This is a genomic window from Enterobacter cloacae complex sp. S1, assembly GCF_014930525.1.
Classification (GTDB): Bacteria; Pseudomonadota; Gammaproteobacteria; order Enterobacterales; family Enterobacteriaceae; genus Enterobacter; species Enterobacter hormaechei_C.
Genome location: NZ_JADBRE010000005.1, coordinates 181,372 through 197,450, shown reverse-complemented (window position 1 = coordinate 197,450; position 16,079 = coordinate 181,372). Strand labels below are relative to the sequence as shown.

The following is a 16,079-nucleotide window of genomic DNA, read 5'->3' as shown; positions in this document are numbered from 1 at the left end:
GTTTTGCTTCAATTTCGTCGAATTGTTGTTTCCGTAGTCAGCGCACTGGCGCTGGCTGCACCGGTTTATGCAGGCAAACTCGCGATTGTGATTGATGACTTCGGTTATCGACCACACTATGAAAATCAGGTGCTGGCGATGCCGCCAGCCATCTCTGTCGCCGTCCTGCCTAATGCGCCTCACGCGCATGAAATGGCGACCAAAGCGCACAATGGCGGCCATCAGGTCCTCATCCATCTGCCGATGGCCCCCCTCAGCAAGCAGCCGCTGGAAAAAGATACCCTGCGCCCGGACATGAGCAGCGACGAGATCGATCGCATCATCCGCGATGCGTACAATAAAGTGCCGTATGCCGTGGGTCTGAATAACCATATGGGCAGCGCGATGACCTCCAGCCTGTACGGTATGCTGAAAGTGATGCAGGCGCTGGAGCGTTACAATCTCTATTTCCTCGACAGCATGACCATCGGCAACAGCCAGGCGATGCGTGCCGCTCAGGGGACGGGTGTAAAAGTCATCAAGCGCAAAGTATTCCTGGACGACTCCCAGAACGAAGCGGATATCCGCGTGCAGTTCAACCGCGCGGTACAGCTGGCGCGCCGTAACGGTTCGGCGATTGCCATTGGGCATCCGCATCCGTCTACCGTTCGCGTTTTGCAGCAAATGTTGCCGGGCTTACCCGCCGATATTACGCTGGTGCGTCCGAGCGATCTGCTCAATGAACCTCAGGTGGATACTTCTCGTCCGGGTAGCGCGCAACCACCCGCAACGCAGCCGCGTAATCCATTCCGCGGCGTGAAGAACTGCACGCTGAAACAGCCGCCTGAACCGGTCTATGCAACCCGCTTCTTCTCGGTGATTGGCGAAAGCATCAGCAGCAGTACACTGGTTAAATACGTCCAGCAACAGTGGCAGGGTTGGGGAAAAAAAGCCTGATCGGCTAACGCCTATTCTGCCAGATAAGAGTCCGACTGCTCTTTTGCAACGGACTCTCTCTTTTCCCGATCCTGATACCAGGCTTTGAAATACTTCAAAAAACTGTACGCCGTGGCATAAAACCCTGTCACCACACCTACTTTGCCCTGACGCCACGCACCGCTAAACAGATACCATTTGAAAAATGCGCCAATAGCGCTGATCGCGCCGCGACCAAGAGAGGGACGTATCGTCTGATATTGAACCAGGCGAGTGGTATATCCGTTTAATTTATTAAAAAGTTCATGCAGCGAATAAAACGTATCATGTCTGACATAACCTGGAATACGTTCAGAACGGAGAAAACCTTCAACCTGATCGTCTACTGGCCGGTTATTAAATCGCGACTGCGTACGGTTAAAAAGACGCACCGGATAATCCGGTGATGAGACGGGATAAATCGTTCGGACATTTTCTCCCAAAACAAACCAGTGACGACATATCCGCCACGCCATATCCGGTTCGGGTTCATCGCCCATTTTTAATTTTAAAATAGCATCAACGGTTTCTTGATCGAGTATTTCGTCACTGTCCATGCACAGCACCCAGTCGTTGTGCGCATGGGATACGGCATGGTTCATCTGCTCGCCGTGCCAGCTATATTTTTTGAATATAGGCGACAATCCATAACTCTGGCAAATATATATCGTCGAGTCTGTACTTCCGGAATCCACTATAACGAATTCATCTGCTATTTTTAAAAGAGGAGGAATAACATCGTGCAACGTTCTTTCGGAGTTAAACGTTAATAAGCAGACCGTTATTTTAAACATATTTTCACTCTCTCAATAACAACATAAAATTTTTGCACTCATACTATCGAATTGAGAAGAGGCGATTAAAGTCTTAAATCGCACTTTTAAAATAAGCGCGTTTAAAATGTTTTCTTGTAAAAAGACAAAGAAATACAAAAAATCTATTTTATTTCAGTAAATTCTTTATAATGCGGTCAGATGAAGGGTAGCATACGGATTCAGACATGCCGCAAAAACGTAAAATCCTCCTCCTGGACACGGGCAAAGAATGGGGGGGAGGTACCAACAGTATGCTTGAGCTTCTGAAGCGAATCAACCGCGACAAATTCGACATTACCTGTTGTTTTTACAGTGATTATAGTCGTGCTGAAGGTCAAACGATTGGCCAGGTGCTCAATAGCATTGGGATCCCGCTACTCGTTATCCCTCAACGTAAGCAACCGGCATGGGCAAAACTACTGAAAGAAGCGGGACGTGGTCTGCTGTTTTTTTCGCGTTCAGCGCGCAAAGCATTTACGCGGCATATCGATACCCTGTGGCGCATTCGCCCCAACGTCAGCAAGATCGAGACCATTTTCAGGGAAGGTGGATTCGATACGCTGTATATGAACAACCAGCCAGGCTCTAACGAAGAAGGGTATCTGGCGGGCGCAAACCTGCATGCGCGGATAATCCAGCACTGCCGGATTGAACCGGTGCTGACCCCGCCGCTGGTGAAGTTGGTCAATACCCATGCCACAAAAATTATCGCCGTCTCGCACGGCGTTGAACGCGTGTTGCTTCAGCATGGCGTCCGGCCAGCGCTGTGTACCACGGTCAACAATGCTATCGACATCCACCAGCCTTTGCCCGACCGACGCGCGATGCGCCAGCGCCTGAACATTGATGACGACACGTTTGTGTTCGGCAGCATTGGCTCGCTAATCCCTCGCAAAGCCAACCACCATACGCTGGAGGCGCTGGCACAGTTCAGCCAGAGGCACCCGCAGGCAAAATGGAAGATGGTGCTGGTCGGTGAAGGGGCGGAGCGCGGCGCACTGGCGGCACAGGCTGACGCGCTGGGTATTGCTGAGCACGTCATTTTTACCGGTTTCCAGAACACGCCTTTTGACTATCTCGCCACCTTTGACGCATTTATTCTGGCCTCGAAGAGCGAAGGCCTGCCGCGCGTCGTGCTGGAGGCGATGCTGCTGAATATTCCCGTGATTGGTTCAAAGGTGACCGGCACGGCAGAATTGATCGATCATGAGTCGACCGGCCTGCTGTTTCCCTGGAGCGACGTGTCGCAACTTGCTCAACATCTGGATAATATCTGGCAGGATCCTGCTCTGCGCGCCCGGCTCGCCGCTGCCGCACACCAGAATGTCTGCAACATGTATGCCATTGAAAGCTATGTTAACGGTGTCGAGGCCGTTCTTGGCGCGCAATAACCAAACGAGAAGAACATGTTTAAATTCCTGAATGCTCGCTACCGCCACATTACCGGGCGTCATAACATTCCTTACGCTTCCCTTCCGGTCACGCGCGATCTCGTTGCGGTTGATTCCATTGTGATCCCGTGTACGGGCGCGGATTTCGTCGAAGAGGCGTTATTGTCAGCGACCTTTGCAGAGCGTTATGCCACCGACGTCAGTGAGATTGTTATCGTCAGCGATCAGCCTGAATCCGCTTTCGGCGAGCTGCCGCCAAAAACCCGCGTTGTTACCCTCACGCTTCCAAAACGTGAAGAAGGATACCGCTATAAGCAGATCTACCTCAGTCGTCTGGTGAAGCTTAACGCTCCGTTGCAGGCGCGCGGTGAAGGTGTGCTGATGATCGACTCCGATCTCAACCTGCTTAAAATGCCAGAGATCAACATGGTGGATATGCACATCTACTCCAGCTTCCGTCAGGGCAAAATGATTGCCAAGCTGGACGGCGCGCCAGCGGAGAAAGTGCCAGCGTATTACAAAGAAACGGTGCGCCCGTATCTGGTCGATCACGTTAACGGCGCGTTTCTTGCCGCCACCAAAAAGACCTGGCGCCGTATCTGCCCGCTGTGGCTGACGCTGTTCCAGGATACCTGGGAGCTGATGGACGATACGCAGCCGCCGACCGATCAGCTGCCGCTCGCTGCGCTGCTGGACATGCTGGATGTAAAAACGGTTAACCTGGGCGACTGGATGAACTGGCCGGTCTCCAAGAAGATCGGCGGTCAGGAAGCCGTTGTGCCGAAAGAGGTGATTGGCGCGCACGGTGGTTTCCCGCTTTCCGAATGGCAGAAGTATCTGGAATCGCCGGATAACAAACTGCTGTTCAAAGGCCAGGATTACACCCGCAAGGTGCGTTACCTGACGGACGAAGAGAAAAAGAATCAGTAAAAAAAAGGGGCCGCTGGCCCCTTTTTAATTACTTATCCCAGCTCAGGATCACTTTCCCTGACTGGCCGGACCGCATTGCGTCAAAGCCCTGCTGGAACTCATCGATGGAGAAACGGTGAGTGATAATCGGGGACAGATCCAGACCGGACTGGATCAGCGCGGCCATCTTGTACCAGGTTTCGAACATCTCACGGCCATAGATGCCCTTAATGAACAGCCCCTTGAAGATGACTTTGTTCCAGTCAATGGACATATCTGACGGCGGAATACCCAGCATCGCGATACGGCCACCGTGGTTCATGGTGTCGAGCATGGTGCGGAACGCCGGTGGCGCGCCGGACATCTCCAGACCCACGTCAAAGCCTTCGGTCATGCCCAGCTCTTCCATCACATCGGTCAGGCTCTCTTTCGAGACATCCACCGCGCGGGTGACGCCCATTTTGCGCGCCAGCGACAGGCGGTATTCGTTCACGTCGGTGATCACCACGTTGCGCGCACCCACATGCTTCGCCACGGCTGCCGCCATAATGCCGATGGGGCCCGCGCCGGAAACCAGCACGTCTTCACCCACCAGGTCGAAGGAGAGCGCCGTGTGTACCGCGTTGCCGAACGGGTCGAAGATGGAGGCCAGATCGTCAGAGATATTGTCCGGGATTTTGAACGCGTTAAACGCCGGGATCACCAGGTATTCCGCGAAGCAGCCCGGACGGTTCACGCCCACGCCGACGGTGTTGCGGCACAGGTGGGTACGCCCACCGCGACAGTTACGGCAGTGACCGCAGGTAATGTGGCCTTCACCGGAGACGCGATCGCCAATGTTGAAGCCTTTTACTTCCTGGCCGATACCCACCACTTCGCCGACATATTCGTGACCGACAACCATCGGTACCGGAATGGTTTTCTGCGACCACTGGTCCCAGTTGTAGATGTGAACGTCAGTACCGCAGATGGCGGTTTTACGAATTTTGATCAGCAGATCGTTATGACCGACTTCCGGCTCCGGCACGTCGGTCATCCAAATCCCTTCTTCCGCTTTCAGTTTGGATAACGCTTTCATCATACGTCCTCAGGCAATGACGCCCAGCTGTTTGCCGATGCGGGTAAAGGCTTCCACCGCACGTTCAATTTGTTCAGGCGAGTGCGCCGCAGACATCTGGGTGCGGATACGCGCCTGACCTTTTGGTACCACCGGGAAGAAGAACCCGGTCACGTAAATCCCTTCTTTCTGAAGCTCACGAGCAAATTTCTGCGCGACAACCGCGTCGCCCAACATCACCGGAATGATCGCGTGATCGGCACCGGCCAGGGTGAATCCTGCGGCACTCATTTTTTCACGGAACAGGCGGGCGTTAGCCCACAGGCGGTCGCGTAGCTCAGCTCCGGATTCCACCATCTCCAGCACTTTAATGGAGGCAGCCACAATCGCCGGCGCCAGGGAGTTGGAGAACAGATACGGACGGGAGCGCTGACGCAGCCACTCAACCACCTCTTTCCGCGCAGCGGTATAGCCGCCAGACGCGCCGCCGAGCGCTTTGCCCAGCGTACCGGTGATGATATCCACGCGGCCCATTACGTCGCAGTATTCGTGGGAGCCACGACCGTTTTCGCCGACAAAACCGACCGCGTGAGAGTCATCCACCATCACCAGCGCGTCGTATTTATCCGCCAGATCGCACACGCCCTTCAGGTTGGCGATCACACCGTCCATGGAGAACACGCCGTCGGTGGCGATCAGGACGTGGCGAGCCCCTGCTTCACGGGCCTCTTTCAGGCGCGCTTCCAGCTCCACCATGTCGTTGTTGGCGTAGCGGAAACGCTTCGCTTTGCACAGGCGTACGCCGTCGATGATGGAGGCGTGGTTCAGGGCGTCGGAGATAATTGCGTCTTCGGCTCCAAGCAGGGTCTCAAACAGACCGCCGTTGGCGTCGAAGCAGGAGGAGTACAGAATCGCGTCTTCCATTCCGAGGAAGTTCGCCAGCTTTTGCTCAAGCTGCTTATGGCTGTCCTGCGTACCGCAGATAAAGCGAACGGAGGCCATACCGAAACCGTGGGTGTCCATGCCCTTTTTCGCCGCGGCAATCAGCTCAGGGTGATTCGCAAGACCCAGGTAGTTGTTCGCACAAAAGTTGATCACGTGGCTGCCGTCGGCAACGGTGATGTCCGCCTGCTGGGCAGACGTGATAATACGCTCTTCTTTGAACAACCCTTCCGCACGTGCGGTGTCGAGGTCGCTGTTTAACTGTTTGTAAAAATCACCACGCATTGCAATTCTCCAGACTCGGCAAATTTTGGCACATATTACCCAAACCTATAGTTCATGACGAGATGACGCAGTATCTCTTCTCGTTTTTGCAGCATAAATCACGCGTACCCCTGCTGCATATCGGTGAATGGCTGAAGCCTGAGCATTGTGATGATATGATAAAGAGATTAGCGTTCGGGATATTCCCCGACTCATACTTCAAAGGTTACAGTTATGATCATCGTTACTGGCGGCGCGGGCTTTATCGGCAGCAATATTGTTAAGGCCCTCAATGACAAAGGCATCACCGACATTCTGGTGGTGGACAACCTGAAAGACGGCACCAAGTTCGTGAACCTGGTGGATCTGAACATCGCTGACTACATGGATAAAGAAGACTTCCTTATCCAGATTATGGCGGGTGAAGAGTTCGGCGAGATCGAAGCTATCTTCCATGAAGGTGCCTGCTCCTCCACCACCGAGTGGGACGGCAAGTACATGATGGATAACAACTATCAGTACTCCAAAGAGCTCCTGCACTACTGCCTGGAGCGTGAAATTCCGTTCCTGTACGCCTCTTCCGCGGCAACTTACGGTGGGCGCACTTCAGATTTCATCGAATCCCGCGAATATGAGCAGCCGCTGAACGTTTACGGTTACTCCAAGTTCCTGTTTGATGAGTACGTACGTCAGATCCTGCCAGAAGCGAACTCGCAGATTGTTGGCTTCCGCTACTTCAACGTCTACGGGCCGCGCGAAGGCCACAAAGGCAGCATGGCGAGCGTGGCGTTCCACCTGAACACCCAGTTAAATAACGGCGAAAGCCCGAAACTGTTCGAAGGCAGCGACGGCTTCAAGCGTGACTTCGTCTACGTGGGCGATGTGGCGGCAGTAAACCTGTGGTTCCTGGAAAATGGCGTGTCCGGCATTTTCAACCTGGGCACCGGCCGCGCGGAATCCTTCCAGGCGGTGGCAGACGCGACGCTGGCGTACCATAAGAAAGGCAGCATCGAATACATTCCGTTCCCGGATAAGCTGAAAGGCCGCTACCAGGCATTCACCCAGGCGGACCTGACTAACCTGCGTGCCGCAGGCTACGACAAGCCGTTCAAGACCGTTGCCGAAGGCGTAACGGAATATATGGCCTGGCTGAACCGCGACGCATAAGTATGAAAATTCTGGTGATCGGCCCGTCATGGGTGGGCGACATGATGATGTCGCAAAGTCTCTATCGCACGCTCAAGGCGCGTTATCCCCAGGCGATAATCGACGTGATGGCACCCGCATGGTGCCGTCCGCTGTTATCGCGTATGCCGGAAGTGAACGAGGCGATCCCGATGCCGCTCGGACACGGGGCGCTGGAAATCGGTGAACGCCGCAAACTCGGCCACAGCCTGCGCGAGAAACGCTATGACCGCGCGTACGTGCTGCCTAACTCCTTCAAATCCGCCCTTGTGCCCTTCTTTGCGGGCATCCCGCACCGTACCGGCTGGCGCGGTGAAATGCGTTACGGCCTGCTGAACGACGCCCGGGTGCTGGATAAAGAGGCCTGGCCGCTGATGGTGGAGCGCTACGTGGCGCTGGCCTACGACAAAGGCGTGATGCGCAGCGCGAAAGATCTGCCGCAGCCGCTGCTGTGGCCGCAGCTCCAGGTAAGCGATGGGGAGAAATCCCACACCTGCAACGCATTTGGCATTTCGTCCGAACGCCCGATGATTGGGTTCTGCCCTGGCGCAGAATTCGGTCCGGCAAAACGCTGGCCGCACTATCACTATGCAGAGCTGGCGAAACAGCTTATCGATGAAGGCTATCAGATTGTGCTGTTTGGCTCGGCGAAAGATCATGAGGCGGGCAATGAAATTCTCGCCACGCTGAGCACCGAGCAACAGGCATGGTGCCGCAACCTGGCCGGGGAAACGCAGCTCGAGCAGGCGGTTATCCTGATTGCCGCCTGTAAGGCCGTGGTCAGTAACGACTCTGGCCTGATGCACGTCGCCGCCGCGCTGGACCGCCCGCTGGTCGCGCTGTATGGCCCAAGCAGCCCGGACTTCACGCCGCCGCTCTCGCACAAGGCGCGCGTGATCCGTTTGATCACCGGCTACCACAAGTTGCGCAAAGGCGATGCCGCAGAAGGTTACCATCAGAGCCTGATCGACATTACCCCGCAGCGTGTTCTCGAAGAACTCAACGCACTGCTGTTGAGCGAAGAAGGATAACGGATGCGGGTATTGATCGTTAAAACCTCCTCAATGGGTGATGTTCTGCATACGCTGCCGTCGCTGACGGACGCCATGCGGGCCATTCCCGGCATCCGTTTTGACTGGGTGGTGGAAGAAGGCTTCGCGCAGATCCCCACCTGGCATGAAGCGGTTGATCGCGTGATCCCGGTGGCCATTCGCCGCTGGCGCAAAGCGTGGTTCTCTGCCCCGATTAAAGCCGAACGCAAAGCCTTCCGCGAGGCGGTGCAGGCGCAACGTTACGATGCCATCATCGACGCGCAGGGGCTGGTCAAAAGCGCCGCGCTGGTGACGCGTCTGGCGCACGGCGTAAAGCACGGCATGGACTGGCAAACCGCCCGCGAACCGCTGGCAAGCCTGTTCTATAACCGTCGCCACCATATTGCGAAGCAGCAGCACGCCGTGGAACGTACCCGCGAGCTGTTCGCTAAGAGTCTCGGCTATGCAAAACCCGACCTCCAGGGTGACTACGCCATCGCACAGCATTTTCTGCGCGAAACGGACAAGGATATCGCGCCCTATCTGGTTTTCCTGCATGCCACAACGCGCGACGATAAGCACTGGCCGGAAACGCACTGGAGAAGGCTGATTGAACTAATGCAACCTTGCGGTATCCATATTAAACTCCCGTGGGGCGCTGAACATGAGCGACAGCGAGCGGAACGTCTGGCAGCGGGTTTTTCCCACGTCGAGGTGTTACCCAAACTCACGCTGGCGCAGGTTGCCGCACAGCTGGCGGGCGCTAACGCCGTCGTTTCTGTGGATACAGGGTTAAGCCATTTAACCGCCGCACTGGATCGTCCTAATATCACGATTTTCGGCCCGACCGATCCGGGGTTGATCGGGGGTTACGGTAAAAACCAGCATCAGATGGTCAGCCCTACGCAGCAAACGAAGGATATTAGCGCAGATGCTATTTTTTCATTTTTACAGGGCAGCCATCGGCTTTCCAACAGGGATATTTAACCCATGAGTTATGTATTTCTGCTGATTTTACTCTTTCCGGTGAAACTCATCCGGAAGCTGTTTCGAAAGGACACGGGCAAGAATCTTGTCATTCAGACAGCCAAAATCGGTGACTTTATTAATGCGACGCCTCTTCTGGCATATCTGCAAAAAAGCGATGTGTTGATCAGTCGCAGCGTTGGCGCACTGGCGAAGCATGATGAGACTATTGAGCAGATCTATTTTATTGAGCAGCATAAGCGCAACCTGTGGCGTAAACTGTGCTTCGCGTGCAGGATCATGAACCGCTACGACAACGTCTACCTGCTACAGCCCAACAGCGTGAACCTCTTTTTTGCCGCCGTCTGCAATGCCAAAAACAAACAATTTTTAAGCATTTACACGCGCAGGTGGTATCACGGGATTTTCTATCTCGCGGCCGACGGTACCGTTGAGCATGGCAAAAAAACGCTTTCGGTGACGAACTACCTGAAACTGGCCGACCGCTCGCTCACGTGGCAAGACTCTCCCAAGCACGCCACAAAGCCACTCTTCAAGCCGACGACCTGGCCGGCCATTCTTGATAAACCTGACGTTATCCGCATCGGCATCAGTATTGCGGCGGGCAATAAAGCCAAAACCGTCCCTCCGGTTATCTGGAAGCGGATTGTTGATCAACTCGCTGATTTACCCTGCGAGTTTTATGTCTTCGGCGCGCCAAACGAACAGTCGTGGATGGACGATATCACCCGTCTTTACGGTGAAATCCCCAATTTTATCAATCTTATTGGCAAAATTTCGCTGGAAGAGCTTCCCTGGGCCATTTCTAAGATGGACTGCTATATCGCGTCTGACTCGGGGAATGTCTACATCGCAGACGCCGTCGGCGTGCCGGTGGTCCTGCTGTTTGGACCGTGTTGTCACTATGAACAGCGTCCGCTTGGCAATGTGATGCTGATCGGGAATGACGATAACATTTGTTCTTATGTGTTTGAAACGCGCTATTACTTCCCGCAAGAACGGGAAGCGCTATTCTCTGTCACTGACTCCGCGTTACACGATCTTCAGCAGTTTATCCGTACATTACCAAAAGCCCGCTCACTGGCTAGCGCTACCGACGCTCAAGGAAACTAATTTTTATGGCTTTTTTAAGCGTCATTATTGCTGCGCATAACGCTGAAGCTACGCTGCACGCCACGCTTTCAAGCCTGCTGGCAGCAACCGATCAGGACACTGAAATTATTATTTTCAATGACAGTTCTGAGGATGCCACGCAGGCAATAATTGAAGAGTGGTCGCCGAAATTTCCTCAGATCATAAAGCGCACCGTGAACTTTCGTAACGTAGGCCGGGTAAGAAACAGCGCTGTCGCGCTGGCATCGGGTGAGTATATTACGATGCTCGACAGTGACGATTGCTTAAAGCCGGGCAGCCTCAGGGACGCAATGGCCTACCTGAAAGCGCAACGTCCGGATATGTTACTGACACGTTTGCTTGAGATTCGCGATCCCCGGAGAATGACTTCAGACTGGCAGGGATTTAATCCTGTGCCATTGTCACAACATGAAGCAATTGCTCGTTTCTTACGTCATAAAGACTTTCAGGCACATCTCATTGGCCAGTTTATTCATCGTAGTCTTTACGAGAAAAATCCCATACCTCCGATGTTATGTTATGAGGATTTCGCTGTCTTCCCGGGAATGTTGATGCAATCGAGTAAAATAGCCTATCAGCGCCAGGGGCATTATTATTACATCAAGCGTCGCGACAGTTTGTCGAGCAGTCTGGACGCCAGCAAAATTTCAACGCTTGTCGAATGCACGTTACAGATGGAAAGAACATTTCCGTCACGCTACAAACATCTCGTCAATTGCCACTGGTTTGATATTTACAGCAACCATCGGTCCTGTCTGACAGACCAACAATTGCAGCTCGTGAAACAACGCGTAAAGACCATGTATACATTGTCTTTTTTCATGTCCACCGATGTTCGTTTTAGCTACAAAAAAAGGGTTATTGAGGCGTTATGGAAAAAATAAAACCACGGCTATATCAACTGACGATCGCTTTAAGCCTCATCTCCTTGATACTGGCTTTAGTCAGTTCTGGGAAGCAAAGAGAATTTTTCTATATCGCTATTTACGTCAGTATTATTGGCCTGGCTTTCGAATATAAAAAAATCACTCTGCGACCTTTTACTATAGCACTGCCCATTCTGCTGATTGGGTTACTTAACCTCGGCTGGTACTTACTCTATGAGTATCATAACGAGGGCCTCAACCTTTACAGCGACTACCTCGGTGCCAGCAAAAAGTTAATTTTAGCGAGTGTCCTGATTTTCTATATCGACCGCTTTAAGTTTTATATCGATAAGGATACCTTCAGGAAATTCTTCTTCTTCGCAACGGCCTTGGGGTTTGTGCTCGCCACAGGGTATGGCTTGTGGCAGGCCTCGCAAGGTATGACTCGCGTTGAGATGGCAATTAACCGTGCCACCGTTTCAGCTTATGTTTATTCTGTCCTGTCACTGGCTTTCGTATACAGTCTTTACCTTCAACAGAACGTGAAGCTGTATGTTGTTGCGGGCTTCACTATATTAATCTCTTACTTCGTCATACTGTTGACGGGGACCCGCGCTGCGATGGGTTTATATCTGCTTCTGGCGATTGTGCTCACGCTTTATCATTTCAGAAAGATTCATCTTAAATCAGCCCTCATCTTTTTATGCATTGTTGCAGGCGTTGTAATCGTTAGCTACAAGCCATTGATTTCGCCAAAAATACAACAAACCCAACGTGAGGTTGAACGTTATCAACAAGGTTTTGACCGCACCTCACTCGGCGCACGTTTTTCGATGTGGACTATCGGGATCGAGAATGGTCTTGCCCATCCGTTAGGGCAATCGCTGGAAGAGCGTGAAGCGTGGACCCGACACTACATTAAAGACGGCCATCCTCACCTTGGCAGTGCACTCGAATACATCAAAGTCCACCTGCATAATGAATTTATTGAGAAATACTCTTTGCAGGGGATCCCCGGCGTAGCGGTAATGCTCTTTTTCTTCGTTTCGATGATTGTGTATGCCCTACGAAACAGAAACGCACTGCTGCTGACGTCGATGCTTCTTTTGCTTTTGTATGGACTGACGGATGTCATACTGCTCAGTTCAGAAGCCTTAATCTTCTTTATGATTTTGTTTGCGTTAAGTACACCTTTCTCACAAACAAAACAGCAATAACAAATATGCCCGCCTGGCGGGCATAACTATTTTTTGTACTGGTAAAACTCCGCCAGCGTCATCCCCACGGTCTTATCTGATAACCAGGTAAAGAGCTGCTCCAGATCCTGATACAGCCCCTCAATCGCGGCCTCGTCTTTAAAAGTAGGGCTCCCGCCAGGCATAAATTCCGACGAATGCAGCATGAATTCCACGTAGTCATTCCCCTGAGCCAGGCACTGCTGCGCAACCTTAATCATCTCAGCCGCATTTCCTCCGGACGGGCGTAACCAGTTAACTGACGGAGAACGGTATTTACCGCGCAGACGATCATAACCCTGCTTCAGGGAATTCAGCCATGCCGGGTGTTTATACTGGATGCTCATCGGCACTTCGAGGAGAGGGCTGTTTCCCGGCCGGGAAATGTCGTCTACGTCCAAAAAGTAGGCACGATCGGGAAAATGCTGGTAATTCGTTCCGCCATTACCCTGCGGGGCACCTTTCGCGTTGCGCCAGTTCACGCGCGGCGTAACGGAACAATCTACCTGATACCCCAGCTCAATCAGCAACTGGGCGTAACGACTGTCGAATGCCCAGCGCCCGGCGCGATGGCTGAGCATTTTTGTCTGGAAAGTCTCTTCCAGTAAGCGGGTCATGAACAGCACTTTCTCACGCATGACCTCGTCTGAAAACTCAATCAGATAAGGCTGCCAACGCCAGTCATCACCGGTCAGATCGTGCTCCGGAGGGCTATTCCAGGCATGGAGATGCATTCCCACCTCACCCTGGCCGCGGGCTATGACCTCTTTCGCGAACTCAATGAATACCGGTTCGACTGCCATCTCGTAGTTGGTCAGCCAGACGGGCTTAAAGCCGAAGCGTTCACAAAGCGCCTGAAACCGCGCCAGGTAGCGCGCGTTTTCCGTTTTGATCACCCGGTGGTTCTGCCAGAGATTATCCCCTTCGGTATCGATCGTGATGATAAACGCTGGTTTTTTCATAATGAGCCCGCAAGACAAAATAGTTAGCGCTATGTTACGCACGCCCGAAAGCAGGAGTAAACCCTTCCAGGGAAATTCCTGACATTATGGAGAAAGAGTGCAAGTCGTTACCAGGTCTATTAGAATTGCCAATAGTACAACGCCGATAAGATGATGATGAATAACTTACCTGACACGCCTGATTTGCGCATTTTACTGATCAAACTTCGCCATCATGGTGACATGTTACTCACCACCCCCGTCATCAATTCATTACGCCAGAAATGGCCTGAAGCCCAAATCGACGTGCTTCTCTATGAAGAGACGCGAGACATGCTCGCCGCGCATCCGGCAATCGGGACTATCTATGGTATCGATCGTAAATGGAAGCAGTTGGGGACGCTGAAGCACCTGCAAAAAGAGTGGCAGTTGCTTCGTACTTTACGCGCTCAGCATTATCATCTGGTGATCAATCTTGCCGATCAGTGGCGCAGCGCGATTGTTACCCGCTTCACCGGCGCACCGGTTCGGCTCGGGTTCGCTTTTAACAAGCGCAATAATGCCTTCTGGCGTTTTTGTCACAGTGAACTGGTCTCGGTCGCCAGCCATCAGTCGCTGCACACCGTTGAACAAAATCTCTCCATATTGTCAGCGCTGCCGGTAATGGCCAACCCTACCGTGACCATGGCTTACAGCGCGGATGACTGGCGCCATGCTCACCAAAAGCTGACGCAAAAGGGCGTGGGAGACCGCTACATCGTTATTCAACCCACTTCACGCTGGTTCTTTAAGTGCTGGGACGAAGGCAAAATGGCGCAAACTATCGCCGCGTTGCAGCAGGACGGCCACACTATCGTCCTTACGGCGGGACCGGATAAGAAAGAGCTGGCGATGATTGACCGCATTCTTGCCGCCTCCCCGCAGACGGGTGTTGTATCGCTGGCAGGGCAGTTAACCCTGCGCCAGCTGGCCTCGCTAATCGATCACGCGATCCTGTTCATTGGCGTTGACTCCGTACCCATGCACATGGCCGCCGCCCTTCAGACGCCCTGCGTGGCGCTGTTTGGCCCGTCAAAATTGACGTTCTGGTCGCCATGGCAGGTTAACGGAGAGGTCATCTGGGCAGGTAACTACGGCCCGCTTCCCAACCCTGACGCCATTGATACAAAAACGACGGAACGTTATCTCGACGCCATCCCCGTTGATGCTGTCGTCTCCGCCGCAAGGAGATACCTGCAATGAAGCTTCATCGTCTGGCCATTGTGCGCCAAAAATATCGTCCGGATGGGGGAGCAGAACGTTTTGTCTCCAGGGCACTTACCGCGCTGAGCAATCAAAATCTTGAGCTCAACGTCATCACCCGCGAGTGGCAGGGCGAAAAGCAGGACGACTGGCATATTCATATTTGCGATCCCCGAAAGTGGGGCCGCATCAGCCGTGAGCGCGGCTTTGCACACGCCGCACGCGCGCTGTGGCAGCAACAGCAGTTTGATATTGTCCAGAGCCACGAACGTATTCCGGGCTGCGATATTTACCGCGCCGGGGATGGTGTACATCGACGCTGGCTGCTACAGCGTACGCGTATTCTTCCCGCCTGGCGCGCGAAGCTGCTTATGCACGATCGCTATCACCGCTACGTGATGCACGCAGAACGTGAAATGTACCAGGCTCCCGAGTTGAAAGCCGTTATCTGTAATGCGGAGATGATCAAGCGCGAAATCGTCGAAGACTTTGATATTGACGCAAAAAAGATACATGTGATTTATAATTCAATAGATTCCAGCCGCTTCGTTCCGGCAGAAGAGAGGCAACGCGCTGTACTGCGTCAGCAATTTGGCTTACCCGCTGATGCCGTCATTTTCTGCTTCGTGGGTTCAGGGTTTGAACGCAAGGGGCTGGCAAGCGCTATTCGGGCTATAGCAGGAACCTCGGCGTGGCTGGTTGTGGTCGGTCAGGATAAAGCGGAAAGCCGTTATCGCGACCTCGCCCGTTCATTAGGCTGTGAGGGGCAAATCCGTTTCCTGGGGATGCAAAAAGAGACGCTGCCATTTTATCAGCTTTCTGATGGTTTACTGCTGCCGACGCTGTATGATCCTTTCCCTAACGTCATACTTGAAGCAATGGCCTGTGGATTGCCCGTCATTACGTCAGAGAGTTGCGGTGGTTCAGAATTTATTGAGCAAGGCCAGAACGGGTTTTACTGTGATGCACTTGATATCCACACATTGAAGGAGGCCGTCATGTCCATCCCTTCACTGGAAAAAAATAACAATATGGGGCTTGCGGCGCGTGAACGCGTCAGAGAAGCAACCCCTGAAAAACTATCAAGTCAGCTTATTTCGCTTTATCAAAAATTACTGGATTAATA

15 protein-coding genes are annotated in these 16,079 nt (G+C 53.0%); 11 read left to right on the top strand and 4 right to left on the bottom strand.

Annotation, left to right across the window (positions count from 1 at the left end; translation table 11 throughout):
* Positions 1–3 precede the first annotated feature (3 nt).
* Complete coding sequence (locus IM290_RS06120) at positions 4–936, top strand: divergent polysaccharide deacetylase family protein (protein ID WP_017693955.1); 933 nt, start codon at positions 4–6, stop codon at positions 934–936.
* An 11-nt stretch (positions 937–947) separates the two neighbouring features.
* Here the strand turns inward: IM290_RS06120 and IM290_RS06115 are convergent, their stop codons facing one another.
* Positions 948–1,748, bottom strand: coding sequence for a glycosyltransferase family 2 protein (locus tag IM290_RS06115; RefSeq protein WP_023295721.1), 801 nt, complete (start codon positions 1,746–1,748; stop codon positions 948–950).
* Positions 1,749–1,954: 206 nt separating this feature from the next.
* Between IM290_RS06115 and IM290_RS06110 the strand changes: the two genes are divergently transcribed.
* Together IM290_RS06110 and IM290_RS06105 are read left to right on the top strand one after the other, a co-directional pair.
* Positions 1,955–3,160: a glycosyltransferase gene (locus IM290_RS06110; protein WP_060460064.1), complete on the top strand. Its 1,206-nt coding sequence runs from the start codon at positions 1,955–1,957 to the stop codon at positions 3,158–3,160.
* A gap of 15 nt (positions 3,161–3,175) precedes the next feature.
* A complete protein-coding gene (locus IM290_RS06105) occupies positions 3,176–4,090 on the top strand; it encodes a hypothetical protein (RefSeq protein WP_047057000.1) in 915 nt (304 codons plus the stop codon).
* Between the two features lie 28 nt (positions 4,091–4,118).
* Here the strand turns inward: IM290_RS06105 and tdh are convergent, their stop codons facing one another.
* Positions 4,119–5,147 (bottom strand): L-threonine 3-dehydrogenase, encoded by a 1,029-nt coding sequence (gene tdh, locus IM290_RS06100; protein ID WP_017383610.1) that lies wholly within the window; start codon positions 5,145–5,147, stop codon positions 4,119–4,121.
* Positions 5,148–5,156: 9 nt separating this feature from the next.
* Positions 5,157–6,353, bottom strand: a complete 1,197-nt coding sequence (gene kbl / locus IM290_RS06095; protein ID WP_148386207.1) for a glycine C-acetyltransferase — start codon at positions 6,351–6,353, stop codon at positions 5,157–5,159.
* A gap of 213 nt (positions 6,354–6,566) precedes the next feature.
* Between kbl and rfaD the strand changes: the two genes are divergently transcribed.
* Genes rfaD through IM290_RS06065 form a run of 6 tightly spaced genes read left to right on the top strand, consistent with a single transcriptional unit; the run spans position 6,567 to position 12,752 of the window.
* Positions 6,567–7,499 (top strand): ADP-glyceromanno-heptose 6-epimerase, encoded by a 933-nt coding sequence (gene rfaD, locus IM290_RS06090; protein WP_003860858.1) that lies wholly within the window; start codon positions 6,567–6,569, stop codon positions 7,497–7,499.
* Between the two features lie 2 nt (positions 7,500–7,501).
* Positions 7,502–8,548, top strand: a complete 1,047-nt coding sequence (gene rfaF / locus IM290_RS06085) for an ADP-heptose--LPS heptosyltransferase RfaF (RefSeq protein ID WP_193042189.1) — start codon at positions 7,502–7,504, stop codon at positions 8,546–8,548.
* A gap of 3 nt (positions 8,549–8,551) precedes the next feature.
* Positions 8,552–9,535 carry a lipopolysaccharide heptosyltransferase RfaC gene (rfaC, locus tag IM290_RS06080; RefSeq protein ID WP_032668862.1) on the top strand — a complete coding sequence of 328 codons (984 nt, stop codon included), beginning with the start codon at positions 8,552–8,554 and terminating at the stop codon, positions 9,533–9,535.
* A gap of 3 nt (positions 9,536–9,538) precedes the next feature.
* Positions 9,539–10,648: a glycosyltransferase family 9 protein gene (locus tag IM290_RS06075; protein WP_193042190.1), complete on the top strand. Its 1,110-nt coding sequence runs from the start codon at positions 9,539–9,541 to the stop codon at positions 10,646–10,648.
* A gap of 5 nt (positions 10,649–10,653) precedes the next feature.
* Positions 10,654–11,553 (top strand): glycosyltransferase family 2 protein, encoded by a 900-nt coding sequence (locus tag IM290_RS06070; RefSeq protein WP_193042191.1) that lies wholly within the window; start codon positions 10,654–10,656, stop codon positions 11,551–11,553.
* Entirely contained in the window at positions 11,541–12,752 is a 1,212-nt protein-coding gene (locus IM290_RS06065) for an O-antigen ligase (RefSeq protein ID WP_015570034.1), read from the top strand. Before IM290_RS06070 ends, IM290_RS06065 begins: the two co-directional genes overlap by 13 nt.
* Positions 12,753–12,778: 26 nt before the next feature.
* On the opposite strand, the gene IM290_RS06060 is transcribed toward IM290_RS06065, so the two are convergent.
* Positions 12,779–13,732 carry a polysaccharide deacetylase family protein gene (locus IM290_RS06060; protein ID WP_023302886.1) on the bottom strand — a complete coding sequence of 318 codons (954 nt, stop codon included), beginning with the start codon at positions 13,730–13,732 and terminating at the stop codon, positions 12,779–12,781.
* A 150-nt stretch (positions 13,733–13,882) separates the two neighbouring features.
* Between IM290_RS06060 and rfaQ the strand changes: the two genes are divergently transcribed.
* Both rfaQ and IM290_RS06050 read left to right on the top strand, forming a co-directional pair.
* On the top strand, positions 13,883–14,953 hold the full coding sequence (rfaQ, locus tag IM290_RS06055; protein WP_193042192.1) for a putative lipopolysaccharide heptosyltransferase III: 1,071 nt from the start codon (positions 13,883–13,885) through the stop codon (positions 14,951–14,953).
* On the top strand, positions 14,950–16,077 hold the full coding sequence (locus IM290_RS06050; RefSeq protein WP_015570036.1) for a glycosyltransferase family 4 protein: 1,128 nt from the start codon (positions 14,950–14,952) through the stop codon (positions 16,075–16,077). The genes rfaQ and IM290_RS06050 overlap by 4 nt, the downstream gene beginning before the upstream one ends.
* Positions 16,078–16,079: the final 2 nt, after the last annotated feature.

What these genes read in the sequence shown, in the direction of transcription:
- IM290_RS06075 (WP_193042190.1), top strand. Translation starts at nt 9,539, where the DNA reads ATGAGTTATGTATTTCTGCTGATTTTACTCTTTCCGGTGAAACTCATC.
- kbl (WP_148386207.1), bottom strand. Translation starts at nt 6,353, where the DNA reads ATGCGTGGTGATTTTTACAAACAGTTAAACAGCGACCTCGACACCGCA.
- IM290_RS06105 (WP_047057000.1), top strand. Translation starts at nt 3,176, where the DNA reads ATGTTTAAATTCCTGAATGCTCGCTACCGCCACATTACCGGGCGTCAT.
- rfaF (WP_193042189.1), top strand. Translation starts at nt 7,502, where the DNA reads ATGAAAATTCTGGTGATCGGCCCGTCATGGGTGGGCGACATGATGATG.
- rfaQ (WP_193042192.1), top strand. Translation starts at nt 13,883, where the DNA reads ATGATGATGAATAACTTACCTGACACGCCTGATTTGCGCATTTTACTG.
- IM290_RS06050 (WP_015570036.1), top strand. Translation starts at nt 14,950, where the DNA reads ATGAAGCTTCATCGTCTGGCCATTGTGCGCCAAAAATATCGTCCGGAT.
- IM290_RS06065 (WP_015570034.1), top strand. Translation starts at nt 11,541, where the DNA reads ATGGAAAAAATAAAACCACGGCTATATCAACTGACGATCGCTTTAAGC.
- IM290_RS06060 (WP_023302886.1), bottom strand. Translation starts at nt 13,732, where the DNA reads ATGAAAAAACCAGCGTTTATCATCACGATCGATACCGAAGGGGATAAT.
- tdh (WP_017383610.1), bottom strand. Translation starts at nt 5,147, where the DNA reads ATGAAAGCGTTATCCAAACTGAAAGCGGAAGAAGGGATTTGGATGACC.
- rfaC (WP_032668862.1), top strand. Translation starts at nt 8,552, where the DNA reads ATGCGGGTATTGATCGTTAAAACCTCCTCAATGGGTGATGTTCTGCAT.
- IM290_RS06115 (WP_023295721.1), bottom strand. Translation starts at nt 1,748, where the DNA reads ATGTTTAAAATAACGGTCTGCTTATTAACGTTTAACTCCGAAAGAACG.
- IM290_RS06110 (WP_060460064.1), top strand. Translation starts at nt 1,955, where the DNA reads ATGCCGCAAAAACGTAAAATCCTCCTCCTGGACACGGGCAAAGAATGG.
- IM290_RS06070 (WP_193042191.1), top strand. Translation starts at nt 10,654, where the DNA reads ATGGCTTTTTTAAGCGTCATTATTGCTGCGCATAACGCTGAAGCTACG.
- rfaD (WP_003860858.1), top strand. Translation starts at nt 6,567, where the DNA reads ATGATCATCGTTACTGGCGGCGCGGGCTTTATCGGCAGCAATATTGTT.